The sequence below is a fragment of the Bacillus sp. R86525 genome, assembly GCF_042466195.1.
GTDB classification, from domain to species: Bacteria; Bacillota; Bacilli; order Bacillales; family Bacillaceae_G; genus Bacillus_A; species Bacillus_A nitratireducens.
The window spans coordinates 2717162-2731499 of record NZ_JAXHPX010000007.1 but is presented as its reverse complement, the minus strand read 5'-3'; the positions used below and the strand labels follow the sequence as shown (position 1 = coordinate 2731499).

13 protein-coding genes and 1 other annotated feature (1 of these 14 only partly in view) are annotated in these 14338 nt (G+C 32.9%); of the genes, 3 read left to right on the top strand and 10 right to left on the bottom strand.

Annotation, left to right across the window (positions count from 1 at the left end):
- The first annotated feature begins 148 nt into the window (after positions 1 to 148).
- Positions 149 to 490: a DUF3914 domain-containing protein gene (locus tag SJY24_RS16700; RefSeq protein WP_377865504.1), complete on the top strand. Its 342-nt coding sequence runs from the start codon at positions 149 to 151 to the stop codon at positions 488 to 490.
- A gap of 76 nt (positions 491 to 566) precedes the next feature.
- On the opposite strand, the gene SJY24_RS16695 is transcribed toward SJY24_RS16700, so the two are convergent.
- From SJY24_RS16695 to abc-f, 5 genes are all read right to left on the bottom strand, one after another.
- Positions 567 to 1250: a lipoprotein BA_5634 family protein gene (locus tag SJY24_RS16695; protein ID WP_377867264.1), complete on the bottom strand. Its 684-nt coding sequence runs from the start codon at positions 1248 to 1250 to the stop codon at positions 567 to 569.
- 54 nt (positions 1251 to 1304) lie between these two features.
- The gene (locus SJY24_RS16690) at positions 1305 to 3236 is read right to left on the bottom strand and encodes an ABC transporter permease (protein WP_377865503.1); all 1932 of its coding nucleotides are present in this window, start codon (positions 3234 to 3236) and stop codon (positions 1305 to 1307) included.
- Entirely contained in the window at positions 3211 to 3981 is a 771-nt protein-coding gene (locus tag SJY24_RS16685; RefSeq protein WP_002136646.1) for an ABC transporter ATP-binding protein, read from the bottom strand. Before SJY24_RS16685 ends, SJY24_RS16690 begins: the two co-directional genes overlap by 26 nt.
- Positions 3982 to 4375: 394 nt before the next feature.
- Positions 4376 to 4969: a GNAT family N-acetyltransferase gene (locus tag SJY24_RS16680; RefSeq protein WP_377865502.1), complete on the bottom strand. Its 594-nt coding sequence runs from the start codon at positions 4967 to 4969 to the stop codon at positions 4376 to 4378.
- Between the two features lie 63 nt (positions 4970 to 5032).
- A complete protein-coding gene (abc-f, locus tag SJY24_RS16675; RefSeq protein WP_377865501.1) occupies positions 5033 to 6661 on the bottom strand; it encodes a ribosomal protection-like ABC-F family protein in 1629 nt (542 codons plus the stop codon).
- A 514-nt stretch (positions 6662 to 7175) separates the two neighbouring features.
- On the opposite strand from abc-f, the gene SJY24_RS16670 reads away from it, so the two are divergent.
- Positions 7176 to 8165: an aldo/keto reductase family protein gene (locus tag SJY24_RS16670; protein WP_377865500.1), complete on the top strand. Its 990-nt coding sequence runs from the start codon at positions 7176 to 7178 to the stop codon at positions 8163 to 8165.
- Between the two features lie 76 nt (positions 8166 to 8241).
- Here the strand turns inward: SJY24_RS16670 and SJY24_RS16665 are convergent, their stop codons facing one another.
- From SJY24_RS16665 to SJY24_RS16650, 4 genes are all read right to left on the bottom strand, one after another.
- Positions 8242 to 9141, bottom strand: a complete 900-nt coding sequence (locus SJY24_RS16665) for a LysR substrate-binding domain-containing protein (RefSeq protein WP_377865499.1) — start codon at positions 9139 to 9141, stop codon at positions 8242 to 8244.
- 134 nt (positions 9142 to 9275) lie between these two features.
- Positions 9276 to 10259: a sensor histidine kinase gene (locus SJY24_RS16660; protein ID WP_377865498.1), complete on the bottom strand. Its 984-nt coding sequence runs from the start codon at positions 10257 to 10259 to the stop codon at positions 9276 to 9278.
- The gene (locus tag SJY24_RS16655; RefSeq protein WP_377865497.1) at positions 10256 to 10963 is read right to left on the bottom strand and encodes a response regulator transcription factor; all 708 of its coding nucleotides are present in this window, start codon (positions 10961 to 10963) and stop codon (positions 10256 to 10258) included. The genes SJY24_RS16660 and SJY24_RS16655 overlap by 4 nt, the downstream gene beginning before the upstream one ends.
- Before the next feature lie 125 nt (positions 10964 to 11088).
- A complete protein-coding gene (locus tag SJY24_RS16650) occupies positions 11089 to 12003 on the bottom strand; it encodes an acetamidase/formamidase family protein (protein WP_377865496.1) in 915 nt (304 codons plus the stop codon).
- 159 nt (positions 12004 to 12162) lie between these two features.
- Here SJY24_RS16650 and SJY24_RS16645 point away from each other — a divergent pair, with 159 nt between their 5' ends.
- Positions 12163 to 12591 (top strand): cell wall hydrolase, encoded by a 429-nt coding sequence (locus SJY24_RS16645; RefSeq protein WP_002110230.1) that lies wholly within the window; start codon positions 12163 to 12165, stop codon positions 12589 to 12591.
- A gap of 55 nt (positions 12592 to 12646) precedes the next feature.
- Here the strand turns inward: SJY24_RS16645 and lysS are convergent, their stop codons facing one another.
- A complete protein-coding gene (gene lysS, locus SJY24_RS16640; protein WP_377865495.1) occupies positions 12647 to 14200 on the bottom strand; it encodes a lysine--tRNA ligase in 1554 nt (517 codons plus the stop codon).
- A gap of 83 nt (positions 14201 to 14283) precedes the next feature.
- Positions 14284 to 14338 (bottom strand) — a binding site (T-box leader); it runs 202 nt beyond the window's last position.

The following is a 14338-nucleotide window of genomic DNA, read 5'->3' as shown; positions in this document are numbered from 1 at the left end:
ATATTAATTCTAGTAAGCATTTACTTTTTATAACACAACTTGTAAATCTTATTATTTGGATTTATAATTGAATATAGTTTCCTCATGTTAAATGGATTTAAAAATCATAAGAAAACTAATTTCATTGATTGAAAAGGAGGAAAAAAGCATGCAAATCGGATTAAACATTCATACATTATCTCTACCTTCTAAAATAACCCCATCTAATCTTGAGCATAATACTATCTCTTCTACTAAGCTTGAAGATAAGAAATCTAATGATCTAATCAAATTTGATATTCGTACATCTGAACAAGAAATGAAACAATCGGATCATAAATTTAGCGAATTAGACTTATGGAAAATGCTAAAAGACAAAGGTATACCTTTATGGATGATTTTAGAAATGTTACAAAAGTCTCGTAAAGAAAAAGAAGCTCAAAATGATTCAGTTCAAAATTCAAATGCAATTGAAGAAACGAGTGAGGCTCGATTAGATGAAGTAATGTAAAGCATAATATTTGATTGGTCTATAAACTAAAAAGAGTTCAAGATTGATAAAGTTTTTATCAACCTTGAACTCTTTTTTAAGATTTTTCTCCAACCGTTACAAACTGAAAAGATACTTCTCCTTCCAAACCTTTAATTAGCCTTGTTACTTTGACATTTTCATTAACCAATGTATTATCTGTCGACATTTTAGGTTTTTCATCTCCTAAAGATTTTTTCAGATGAAGAAGGTGCATTTTCGTTTCATTTACCTTTATTTCTTTATACACACTATTTTGTGCTACAATCACATACCATTGCGTTGGATATTTACGAGTGTTACCTATCCAAGCGTCACTATCGTATGAAACTGGAATCTCTTTTCCTTCTAATTCAATACTTTTCATCTTCTTTTCGTCTTCATGTGTAAACAACAGCGAACCTTCTTTTGGGAATTTCGGTAACGTATCTATAATATAATTGGAGCCATTATCTCGTTTACGAAAAACTTTTTCTTTAATCAATGCTTGTGCTGTAGATTCATTTAAAATTAATACCTGTCCATTTCCAACTTTACCTTTTTTCACAGAAAACACTTCATTTTCTTTCGTAATTTCTTGATAACGATTAATAATTGGTGAAATTTTATTTTCATCTCCAATGATTAATAAACCGTTTGCAGGAAATGGATTTTCCTTTTTAGAGCATGCACTAAAACTTATTAATAGTAGTATCGTTAACATAAAAATAGTTAAAGTTCTTTTCATCGCGTTTCCTTTCATCATACAGTTCATTTTTTCCACATACTTTAATGTAGTCTTACAAGCTAATAAACTCTATTGCTCCATAACCTTATAAAGCTTTTGCAGGTAACGCCAACGGGTTATAAAGAAATATAATATTTGTATACATATAAATGAAATTAAAATAACGATAGAGCTATTAATTATAGAAAAATCGACTAATTGCTGTAATGCTATATAAGCGACTACAGTATGAATCACTGCAACGACAATCGGTAAGAAGAACATTAATAATAACTGTCTCGTTACAATTTTTTTTAATTCTCGTTTACTTAATCCCATTTTCGAAATCATTTTATATTGCTGTTGATCGCGATCCAAATCTGTATATAATCGGAAATAAATAAAACTAGCGGCGAATGTAAAGAAGACGATTCCGACTAAAACACTTGCCATAAGTAATAGCCCATTCGTTTGCTTCGCACTTAACAAATCTATAGTTAAAGCCCGAAATTGAAAATTACCTACTCTAGTATCTTTCTCAAATCTACTAATTAATTCGTTTGAAATTCCCTTCGTTTTCATCCAATCGTCTACAACAAATCCGTAAGTACGATATTGAATGTCTTTATTAACTGGGTCACTAGTAAGAGGTATTCCATCATATACCTGATCTTTAACAGCGATATAAATAGTTCTAGAATCATGTGGTAAAACTAAATTTTCTACAGCTTTTTTCACATGAAATGTCTTTGTCCAATCTCCTTGAATGACTTCTATATTCTTTTTATACTCGCCATTTTTAAATTCTTGTTTTTGTGATACGACTCCAGGAATTAATAAAATTTCATCTTCTTTTTCGATTGTTTCTTGTTGATAGCCTAGTGCTTTAGCAAGATCGTTATATTCACTTAACTTCATTACATCTACACCATTTTCCGTGTATATATATGAAGATGAAGCCATTCGATACGGAATATTAGCATCAGAAAGGTGTTTTTTTATAATAGAAAGATTTTTATTTAATACTTTGTCGTTTTCAAAACTTCCATACAAAAATGTATACGGATTTGTCATCCTTACCAAATCCCTATTTCCAATTGCAGCTGTTGTACCAATCGCTGTAAATGCAACTGCTGAAACAATAGATACTATAAAAAACATCATTGCATTATCTTTCATACGGTAAATTAACTCAGAAAATGTTAATATATTTGTTCTCTTTAAAAAGAAAGATTCTCTCCTTTTCGCAAGGTGCAATATATAAACGCTACACTGTGTATATAAAAAATACGTTCCTATAATTACTAGGAGCACCCCTATTCCAAGCGTAATAAAATTAGTACTTGGGATAAAGCGAAATACTGAAAAATATCCATACCCTATACTAATTAAAGAAAGTAGCGATAATAAAACTGAAGATTTCGGTTCAGGTTTTGGCTTTTCCTCTGCTCGAATAAGTTCCACGAGTTCCGTTACTTTTATCATTTTAAATGTAAATAGTGAAACGATTAAAAACAAGAAAAGAAATGTGATAACTGTTAATAATACAGCCCGCACTGGTATATAAAAAGGTAAACCATTATTAATCATTAATACACTAGCGCTTATCAATAAGACTAGTTTAGAAAATATGAGTCCTATGAAAATCCCTATACAAATTGAGCCAAGTCCAATCAACATATTTTCAATTAATAATAATTTCTTAAGCTGTCTCATTGACATACCTTGCATCATTAATATCCCAAATTCTTTCTTACGCGTTTTTAAAAATGAACTAACTGAATATAGAATGAAGAAAAATGAAAATACAAAAATCAAGCCTTGCGAAACTGAAAATCCCAATGTACCAAATGCACTTATTGTTGCACTTGTCGATTTCAACTCACCTTGTAAATCAGGATGAAATAATAAAAGAGCATACGTAAAGAAAATCATAATAGAAAATGCACTACTTAAAAAATGAGCAGCATATGTACGCTTATTGCGAAAAATATTGTTAAATGCGAACTGACGAAAAGTCATGCCTTTTCCCTCCTAACAAAGAAAGGACATCCATAATCTTTTGATAAAATGCTTGCCTGCTTTCACCACAATAAATTTCGTTATATAGTTGACCATCTTTAATAAATATGACTCTGCTACAAAAACTCGCTGCATATGGATCATGTGTAACTAACATCATCGTAGCTTTTTCTTCTTTATTTAGAGTATCTAACATCTCCATTACATCATTTGAAGATTTAGAGTCTAAATTCCCTGTTGGTTCATCTGCAAGTAATAATTGCGGCTTATGAACGATTGCACGAGCGATTGCTGTTCTTTGAGCTTGCCCCCCTGAAATTTCAAAAGTTCTTTTACTCAATATATCTGTAATATTTAATTTCTCTGCAATTTCTTCAACTCGTTTGTTCATTTCTTGTACAGAAACACCATCTAATGTCATCGGCAATACGATATTTTCCTTTACTGTAAGTGTGCTAAGTAAATTAAATGATTGAAAAACAAATCCTAATTGTTTCCTACGGAATAAAGCCAAATTATCTGATGTCAACTGGAAAGGATTTGTACCATTTATTAATATTTCTCCCGATGTTGGAGAGTCGATAGTAGATACCATATTTAATAACGTTGTTTTCCCGCTCCCTGATGGCCCCATAATCCCTATAAATTCACCTTCTTGAATTGATAAATCAATATCTACCAATGCTTTAAAAGGTACTTTCCCTTTATATACTTTACTAATACTTTTTGCATGTAAAATTTCCATTTATATTCTCCCTTCATTTGCACTTCTCACAATATAGTGTAAATGAATTGTCTTATAGCACATATTGATTCATCTTTCATTTATCTTACACGCTTGTAAGGTTTCTGAAAAAACTGATAACAAATCTGTTTTCAAACTATAACCGACGTATATCTATCTTATAACATATACATAGTAGCGTGAAATACAATGCTACTTATCTCTGATCGCCCGGACAACTTATATTCTTTATTAACAACATGCAATATATTATAAAAAATAACTATAGAACTTCAAAATGATGAATAACAACTTATAATTCACAATTAAAATCAAAAAGTAAATAGTACATAAAAAAGCTCAGAGATTTAGCTCTAAGCTTTTTTAAAATCATTTCATTCCATTATAACTCCTTTTAAAGAGCAATATTCTTTATCCACTCTGATTTGCTTAATAAATAATGATTATATAGTTGGTTTTCTATCGTCTGTTGGCTCATATAAGTAAATCCACATTTTTCAATAACTTTATTTGATGGTACGTTGTTAATTAAAGCAATTGCGTTGAGGATATCTACATTTGTATTTTTAAACAAATAATCAATTAACCCTTTAGTCGCTTTCGTAGCGTAACCATTGTTTTGATACTCGCTTGAAATAGCATACATTATTTCTCTATTTGGTGAAGGGAGTTCTTCTTTAATGCTTGTGCAGCACCATCCAATAAATTCATTTGTATCTTTATTAAATATTCCTAGCTTTAATATATGATCATCTATGTTACATGTATTTGTCACTGCATTAAGAAATGCTTTATTTGCTGGTATTTCATCATTGATAATCCAATGAGCCCTCTGTTCTTTCGTTGATTTCCAGTCTGGTAAAAACTTTTCTATTTCCGGTTGATTCGATATTTTATAAATGCTCTCCGCATCTTTGATAGTAAACTCTTGCAAGTATATATCTCCACAGTCTATTCTAAATAAATTAGCCGAACTCTCTTCTCCCATGTTAATCCCCCTTAGTTACAAAATAATGCTAGATACCTCATAGCAAGAGGTACCATAATTACATTAAAGCGCCTTTATCTGCTTCGTAAGTTCCATAAACCGTTCATCAAGTTTTTTATATTCTTTGTCTTTAGAAGTTAAAAAGCTTAATTTCCCTAATACTTCTTGTCTTTCTGTTTCTAACGTTAAACGTATCTCTTCAATTTCATCTCTTGTTTTCGTAGGTTCTTCGAGCTGCTTTTGTATCGTATTGTTTAAAAACACGAGTTTTGTGTTAGTTGTTTTCTCTAGAAAATATCGATCGTGAGAAACGATAACGAGTGTTCCATTATACTCAGCTAATGTATTTTCAAGCTGTTCACGTGAAGGGAGGTCAAGGTGATTCGTCGGTTCATCTAAAATAAGTACATCTTTTTCATCTAAAATATAAGCCATTAACTTGCATTTTACTCGTTCCCCCATACTCATATGCTCAATCGGCTCTTTCCATTGAGAAGCTTGGAATCCTAAATGTTTCATTAAATTTTGGACTTTTCCTCTTTCTTCAAATGTCTCTTTGAAAAATAAATCTTCTGGTGATTTATCCAGTGGTAAATCAAATACTTCTTGTGTTAAATAACCGATGTTTGCTGATGGTGAAATCCATACTTCTCCTTCAGCAGTTTCTGTTCCCATAATCATCTTCAGTAAAGTTGTTTTCCCACTACCGTTTGGTCCAATAATCGCAACCTTCTCACCATGCTGAATTGTAAAATTAACGTTTTCAAATAATGTCCGTTTATTAAATTCTTTCCGCAATTGTTTTACTTCTAAGAAACGTTTTCCTACTTTTTTACTCGCTTGAATAGAAAATTCAACTGAATACTCCTCTTTTACACGTTCTACTTTCGTTTTCTCTAACTCTTTTTCGAGGCGTTTTCGTTTTGACTTCACTTGCGCATCCATTCGCTTCGCTTTTACACGATAAAACTCTTTAACTCCTTCTTGTTTTGTAGACTGTGCGTGTGCCTTTTGTGACCATGAACTTAATTCTTTTATATGTGTTTCTACTTGTTCTATCTTTTTTTGTTGTTTTTCATATTCACGCTGCTGCGTCAATCTTCTTTGCTCACGTGCTTTCATATAACTCGTATAATTACCGCTATACTCAATTAGTTTCTTTTCCTCAATTGACCATATTTTCGTTGCGACAACATCTAAAAAGTATCGATCGTGCGATACAACGATAACTGTACCTTTCATATTTTTTATTTGTTTAATGAGAAATTCCGTACTCATTTCATCTAAATGATTTGTCGGTTCGTCTAATATTAAGACATTAGGATTTTCGGCAAATCCTTTTGCTAATCGAATTTTCAGCTTTTCACCACCGCTTAAAGTATGAAAATCGTTCGTTGGCACGCCCCATTTTGCAAGAAGTTCTGCTTCTTTTGCAATCATATCTTTACTAACAAAAAATTCTTTTTCTTGTTCAACATATGCCGTTGTCATATTCATTTGCTGCCATTCAACAGTACCTTTTGATGGTTCAATCTTCCCATTTATTAATTGAAGTAACGTTGATTTACCGGCACCGTTTTTACCAATTAATCCGATAACATCTCCTTGTTTTACTGTAACATTCATTTTCTCTAATAAAGTATTTTCCTTTATTTCAACATACACATCATTTAATTTTAAAAGTTCTTTCATATTACCGATCCCTTTCATTAAGGGAGAATAAAAAAATCCTCCCAAATTAATTTGGCAGGATTAGTCGTTAACATATTTATACCCAAATAAGCTATTACGCATAATAAATAGCAATACCGTTGAATGGAATTGGGTAGACTAATCCTATTTTTTACAAATTGAAATTTATTTAATTTCAACATTTAAAAATAAGATTAGTTAATCATCGTCCACCCATCATTCCTTTCCGTCATTAGTAACCATATTGTACCATACTAGTACTGTATGAGTAAATGTAATTATATGTGCTGTTATAAAGATTGCTCTCTTTTAGATCTATTTATCATATCTGAACTTCATATCGATCAAGCACAAACCACATTTGTTGTACTACTGGCTTTAGATTTCCCTAGTAGTAAACTTCTAAGCACTCCCTCTTATATAATTTTTATATAAATTTATGATTAATTATATATTATACATATTACATTTCAATTCTTATAATAAAGATATCATTTTTAAGGGGGCTTCTACAATGGAATTTAGCAAACTAGGAAACAGTGGATTAACAGTAAGTAAGATTGCATACGGGAACTGGATAAACCATGGCGGAAAAGTAAATGAAGATACTGCAAATGATTGTGTGAAAGCCGCACTAGATGTCGGTATTACAACATTCGATACTGCTGATGTTTATTCGGATACGATAGCCGAGGAAGTACTTGGCCGCTCTTTGAAAGGTATACGCCGAGAAAGTATAGAACTTTGTACAAAAGTATGCCATCCGACCGGACCTGGAAAAAATGATCGAGGTTTATCGCGAAAGCATATTATAGAAAATTGTAACGCATCGTTACAACGGCTACATACAGACTACATTGATGTCTATTATGCACATCGATTTGATACAACAACTCCTCTGGAAGAAACAATGTTAGCTTTCTCAGATCTTGTAAGACAAGGGAAAGTCCTTTATTTAGGTGTAAGTGAATGGACATCGGAACAAATCACCCGCGGTGCAGCACTTGCCCGAGAATTGAACATTCCTCTTATTGCTAGCCAACCTCAATATTCGATGTTGTGGCGAGTGATCGAAACGGATGTAATACCAACATGTCAACGTGAAGGACTTGGTCAAGTTGTTTGGTCTCCCCTCGCACAAGGTATTCTCACTGGAAAATATCAACCAGGTAAACCAATCCCCACTCAATCACGTGCTAATTCAGATGCGGGAAAACCATTTTTCAACAAACTCGTACAACGGTGGATGAATGAAGATGTACTTACTGCTATTCAGGAACTTAATCCCATCGCGCAAGAAAATGATCTTACCTTATCTCAACTCGCAGTTGCTTGGGTGCTACAAAATCCAGCTGTTTCATCTGCAATTATTGGCGCATCAAATCCGGAGCAAATAAGAGAAAACGTAATTGCTTCTAGTGTTAAATTGCAACCTGAAATTATGGATCAAATTGATAGCGTACTAAAAGGTTTCGTTGAGTACGATCCGAGTAAAACAGGTTGAATCATCATTTACTTTAAAATAAAAATAGAAGTTTCCCTTTCCAAATTCCCACTGCCCATCCTATCAAGATGGGCTTTTACTTTTCAAATTCAAATTGTGAAGTCGCATAAACCTCTCTAACAACTGTTAAGAAGTTCTCTAACACGACAGACTTTTCATCTTGTCTCCATCCAACATATAAATTTATTTTCGGTGTATTTTCTTGAATGTCTTTATACATGACACCCGATTTTTTATAACTTTCCACCGATGATGGAACGACAGAAATCCCCATTCCTGCTGCAACTAAATTCACAATCGTTTGCATTTGGATCGCCTCTTGAACAATATTTAAACTTACTCCATGTTCCCAAAAGTAACTAATAATTAAATCATAAAAGTTAGTACCGAAATGACGAGGAAATAAAATAAATGGTTCATCAACTAATGATTTGATTGAAATGTTAGGTAACGAAACTAAAGGATGATCTTGATGCAAAACTAATTTCAAACATTCTTCAGAACAAACTTCGGAAGCTAATATTTCATTATTCTGCTTGGAACGAATAAATCCAATATGAATTTGTTTTTCATATAACGCTTTTATTTGCTGGTCTGTTGTCATCTCGCGTAATATAAGCTGTATTCTAGGAAAACGTTCTCGAAATTTTTTTAATATCTCTATTACGGTTTCTGTAGAATCTACAAAACCGATTATTAAATGTCCTATCTTCCCTTCATCCGCAAGCTGTGTTTCTTTAATAGCTCTATCTACTTGAAGCAATGTTTGCCGCGCACCTTCTAAAAATATTTTTCCAGCATCCGTAAGTTCAACCATTCTTTTCGTTCGATGAAAAAGTTGAACTCCTAACTCTTCTTCTAATTTACGAATTTCTTGACTTAAAGGAGGTTGTGCCATCATAAGACGCTCTGCTGCACGACTAAAGTTTAATTCTTCTGCCACTGTTATGAAATATCTCATTTTACGAATATCCATTACAATCCCCCTACCATAACCGAATAATAAACAATTCGCTTTTACTTCTCTTAGGTAAATAATTCTTTATTCCCAAGTGATACAAAACAAGGCTAAAAAACTTATCTCCAAAGTTCTTTAGCCTTGATCACTTGTTACACATTAAAAAATATTATTCGTACAACGGTACCTTTACCAACTTCTGAATGGATTTCTACACTATGTCCTAATTGTTTCGTAATTTCATATACAAGATAGAGCCCCATTCCAGTTGATTCTTTAAAATCTCTACCGTTTTCTCCTGTAAAGAAGGGTTTGAATACTCTTGGTAAATCTTGCTTCGGTATCCCTACGCCATTATCGATAATTTCAAGCACAACTGTATTACCTTCCTTACAAGCTTTCACTTTAATCTTTTCTCTACTACCTGATGAGTATTTAATTGCATTCGATATAATTTGTCCAATTAAAAATTGTAACCATTTCGCATCACTTTCTACAGTAATACCCTTATCAATTTCAAGCTCTGGATATACGAAATTCCGGATAAAAAAGCGTTTATGTTCATGTACAGAATCATTCACTATTTTATGTATTTGTACTCTTTCCACATAAAAATCTTGTGTAAATGCCTCTAAACGTGCGACATATAGTGCCATCTCTAACCCCTTTTTCAACCGATCCGTTTCCTCATTAATACTTTCAAAACGCGAATCCACTTCATCTTGTGTAATTAATTCTATTACAGATAAAGGTGTTTTCATTTGATGAATCCACTGATTCATAAAGGTTAAATGATCATTATTTTTTCTCTCTTGTAACTGGAGCTGATTTTGATAATGTCGATATTGTACTTCGAGCAAATCTTGGAGAGCAGTAGATAAAACTGCAAAATCAGATTTTTGAACAGACTCATCCAAAGATTGCATTGGGTTTGCTAAACGTTCATAAAAAGATCGATGTGTAAAATAACGAAATACTAAATAACTCACCATAAAAAAAGCACCTAAAAACATTGCATATAATGCCGTTGAAATATGATTATGTCCATCAAACCAATAAACTAAGAATATGGCTAGTAGTTGGATCGCAGTAAAACAAATAAGTGGTATATGATCACGTATAAACAACCTTATCATTTTTCCATACCATTATCCCAAGTAATATGTAATCTATACCCAACACTACGAATTGTTTCAATTGCTCCTTCAATTTGTAACGTTTTTAACTTTTTACGCACACGTGTTGTATTTACACTTAATGTATTATCATCAACATAGGATTCACTATCCCATAATTTATTTAATAATACTTCCCTACTCACAACACGCGGATAGTTTTTCATTAACATCTCTAATAAAATGGCTTCGTTTCTCGTTATATCAATCTCTTGGTTCCTAAGTTTTAATACAAGTCTTTCGGGATATAAACTAAGACCTTGTTGCTCAACCATTCGTTCTTCTAGTTTCGGTGCATAGTCTCCATAAGCACGTCTTAAATGACTACGAATTTTCGCCATTACAACTTCATAATGAAACGGCTTCGGAATAAAATCATCGCCACCATTTTCTAACGCCATAACTTGATCCATCGTACCTTCACGGGCCGAAATAAATAAAATCGGACATGTGGAAACCCCGCGAATTTGACGACACCAATAGTAACCATCAAAACTTGGTAAATTAATATCTAATAAAACTAACTCCGGTTGTTCTTTTAAAAATATGTCTAACACATTTTGAAAATCCGTTACAATAATTCCTTGGTAACCGTATTTCGCAACATATGTTGATAATAGCTCCGCAATTTTCATATCATCTTCAACAATCATAATTTTGACCATTTCTGAACTCCTTTTTGATCCACAATCTCAAATATACTTATATAAATAAATACTACCTCTTTTCACAAAATCCGTAAAATAGAAAAAGAATACTTTTATACAAAAGTATCCTTTTTCTATTTTTTTTATTTAATATGAAATTGACTTAGAGAAAACCCTAACTTCTCCACATATTCCCTTCCTAGTTCCATCCGCGCTGTTTTCAGTGGATCCACAACTTGGCATACTTTTAAATTACCTGCTGCTGATAATAAAAGAGTTGCATCAGCTTTAGACATTTCTAATTCTTCATGTAAAAATGTCACCATATTACGTACAGCACGATTCGCTGCATTATCTAACAATTTCTCTGAAGCAATTGTCATTATTTTTTCTTTTTGGATCGCCATCGGTAGTGGCCATTTCTTTTCTTTTATAATTTGAACAGTTACAGTTACCTCTCCAGCAACCTCTACTCCACTAACACCAATTTCACCATCACCCATCGCAGCGTGTAAATCACCTAATGCCAAAAGAGCACCAGGAACATTTACAGGTAATAATAACGTTGTTCCTTCTTTTATCTCTTTACAATCCATATTCCCACCATGATCATGCGGTGTGCCACATGAAATACTCTCTTCTTTCGGTGCAGTACCAATCACACCAATCATTGGATTAATTGGAATTTGCAGTTCATTTGAGAATGAAACATATCCATTATGTATTGGGACAATTTTTACTGTATTTTCATTTAACTTATCACCCATTACACCAAGGTTCGCACCTGTCGTTAAAACGCCCTGCCCTGCAATTTTAATCTTTTCAATCGTTACGACTAAAATATCGCCAGGTTCTGCGCCTTTAATATATACAGGCCCAGTTGCTGGATTAATTCGATTCCAATCTAACTCTTGAAACACAACATCTTCAGAATCAATTTGATTTTCAAAGCAATCATATGTTTCAAATACAAGACGGCTCCCAATTTCTACTTCAATACATGGATTATTTTCTGGTGACATTGCGTAAATGATATGTTCTTTATGAATACGATGCATAGTACCTCTCCTTTTTCGTTTTTATCTTCTATATAATAATTAGCTTTTATCTGTATAAGCTCCTTTTTAAAATTAGTAGTTATTTTCAAGAAAAATGCACTTAGCTCATTTTGAAACATACACTCTTTACTATAACAGGTAAAGAAAGGTGGTATTACAATGCCCCTTATTCCATACAACGAAAGTGACGTTGATTTACTAGCACGTTTAATCCGTGCTGAAGCTGAGGGCGAAGGACGACAAGGTGAACAACTTGTTGGCTGCGTTGTCGTAAATCGTGTGTTTTGTGATTGTTTAGATTTTAAAGAGCTTCGATCTGTGCGTGATGCAGTATATCAAAGCCCTGGCGGATTCGAAGCAGTTCAATACGGTTACTTTTATCAACGTGCCCGTGAATCAGAAAAAGAAATCGCAAGAAAAGTTTTACAAGGTGAATGGCGCTGGCCAGCACGATGGGCTCTTTGGTATTTTCGTCCAGTTGGTGCTTGTCCACCTGAATGGTATAATCAGCCGTTTGTGGGACAGTTTAAAAGTCATTGTTTTTATGAACCACGTGGTGATGAATGTCCGAAAATGTATTCACGGTAGCAAAATATGAAACGCAAGTACTTAGATCTCTGAGTACTTGCGTTTCCTTTATTTTTTAGAAATCTAATAATGTGATGAATTTTTCAATGCCTACCACATGTATTAATAACGGTATACGTGGACCACTTGATTGATTCATAACGAGCCTATAAATAATGGTAAATAATTGTTTTTGATTTTCTTTCATTATTTTTTTATTTTCATGATGACAAATCGTATACAATTGCTCCATTAGTTTAGAATGATCGTTATTAGAACAAAGTATTTTACAAACTTCTACTAGCCATTTTTTCTGCCTTTCATCCAATGTGTTATAAAACTCCATATTTTTCTCTTTATTTACCGCAATTAATTTTTTAGATTGAAAGTTTCTTATCCAATACTCAGCACGATTACTTATCGCTATCATTTCAGGTAATGCATAGCTCCTATCTATTTTCTCTAATATATCTTGTAAAATAGATGCATCAAAATTTAATAACGGTAAAGTTCCTGCTACTTGATTGAACTTTGGATATTCTTTAAATCGGCTATCTAGTCTAGAAAGTTTAATTGCATCAAATAAATCTTCATTTTTGAGTGTTTTATTTTCATAACTATCCTTCAATCTCTCATACTCTGTATAATTGCGAATTACATCTTCATCAAGCCCAATGTGAAAAGCTGCGCCGGGCCTATATTTTGCAAACATAAAAAGAATTACTTCTGGTACATACACTTTTAATAAGTCGCTAGGTGTAATACTATTCCCTGAAGAACTGGACATTTTTTCATGATGCCCTTTAATTCCAATGAAATCATAAGCAACGAATTGAGGGGCTTCACAATTGAATATTTTCCTTGCAATTTCTTTTGATACATTATAACTACCAGTTTCCGATGAATGATCTCTTCCGCCCGGTTCGAAAATAACATCCTCTATCATCCATCTCATCGGCCAATCGATTTTCCAATTCAGTTTCATTTGACTTGTATTTAATACGGATAATTTATTTTGATTTCCACATTCACAGTCATACCGAACTGTTTTTAATACTTCATCAAAATGGGTAATAGTTGTTGCATCTTTCCCGCAGCTCTCACAATATAACGTAACGGGATAAAAGTTTTCTCTATCTTCTTCGCGGTGTATTCCTGTTTTAAAACCCATTAAAATATCATATATTTCTTTTCTTTTATACAAAGACTCTAATATGTTTTCGTTATACCTTCCGCTTCTATATTCAACATGTTGATAAATAAATTCTACTTCAATTCCAAATGCTTGAAGCGATTCCTCAAACTCTTTTTCAAAATGCTCTGCGTACGAGTTATGACACCCATACGGATCTGGAATATCACAGTATGGCATACCAATATATTTTGCAAAAGAAGGATCAATATTTTTAGGAACTTTTCTAAACCTGTCATAATCATCCCATGAAAAGATAAACCGAGTCTTTTTCCCTAAATCTTGCAGAGCCCTTACAACGAAATAAGTCGTTACTATTTCACGGAAGTTCCCAATATGAACAGAACCAGATGGACTAATTCCAGCTGCACAAACAAAAGTTTCTTTGTTTGGATGTTTTCTAATTAATTCATGTGCTACTTCATACGCCCAATGCATATGCCACTCACCTCAATTGTATTTTTGTTTTCACATTTTCAGTTTTATACAACAAAAAAACCCCCACCCCCAAGATTATTCATCTTGAGGACGAGAGTTATTAGCTTCGCGGTACCACCTCAGTTTGTTAATACGTCA

What these genes read in the sequence shown, in the direction of transcription:
- SJY24_RS16700 (WP_377865504.1), top strand. Translation starts at nt 149, where the DNA reads ATGCAAATCGGATTAAACATTCATACATTATCTCTACCTTCTAAAATA.
- SJY24_RS16695 (WP_377867264.1), bottom strand. Translation starts at nt 1,250, where the DNA reads ATGAAAGGAAACGCGATGAAAAGAACTTTAACTATTTTTATGTTAACG.
- SJY24_RS16690 (WP_377865503.1), bottom strand. Translation starts at nt 3,236, where the DNA reads ATGACTTTTCGTCAGTTCGCATTTAACAATATTTTTCGCAATAAGCGT.
- SJY24_RS16685 (WP_002136646.1), bottom strand. Translation starts at nt 3,981, where the DNA reads ATGGAAATTTTACATGCAAAAAGTATTAGTAAAGTATATAAAGGGAAA.
- SJY24_RS16680 (WP_377865502.1), bottom strand. Translation starts at nt 4,969, where the DNA reads ATGGGAGAAGAGAGTTCGGCTAATTTATTTAGAATAGACTGTGGAGAT.
- abc-f (WP_377865501.1), bottom strand. Translation starts at nt 6,661, where the DNA reads ATGAAAGAACTTTTAAAATTAAATGATGTGTATGTTGAAATAAAGGAA.
- SJY24_RS16670 (WP_377865500.1), top strand. Translation starts at nt 7,176, where the DNA reads ATGGAATTTAGCAAACTAGGAAACAGTGGATTAACAGTAAGTAAGATT.
- SJY24_RS16665 (WP_377865499.1), bottom strand. Translation starts at nt 9,141, where the DNA reads ATGGATATTCGTAAAATGAGATATTTCATAACAGTGGCAGAAGAATTA.
- SJY24_RS16660 (WP_377865498.1), bottom strand. Translation starts at nt 10,259, where the DNA reads ATGATAAGGTTGTTTATACGTGATCATATACCACTTATTTGTTTTACT.
- SJY24_RS16655 (WP_377865497.1), bottom strand. Translation starts at nt 10,963, where the DNA reads ATGGTCAAAATTATGATTGTTGAAGATGATATGAAAATTGCGGAGCTA.
- SJY24_RS16650 (WP_377865496.1), bottom strand. Translation starts at nt 12,003, where the DNA reads ATGCATCGTATTCATAAAGAACATATCATTTACGCAATGTCACCAGAA.
- SJY24_RS16645 (WP_002110230.1), top strand. Translation starts at nt 12,163, where the DNA reads ATGCCCCTTATTCCATACAACGAAAGTGACGTTGATTTACTAGCACGT.
- lysS (WP_377865495.1), bottom strand. Translation starts at nt 14,200, where the DNA reads ATGCATTGGGCGTATGAAGTAGCACATGAATTAATTAGAAAACATCCA.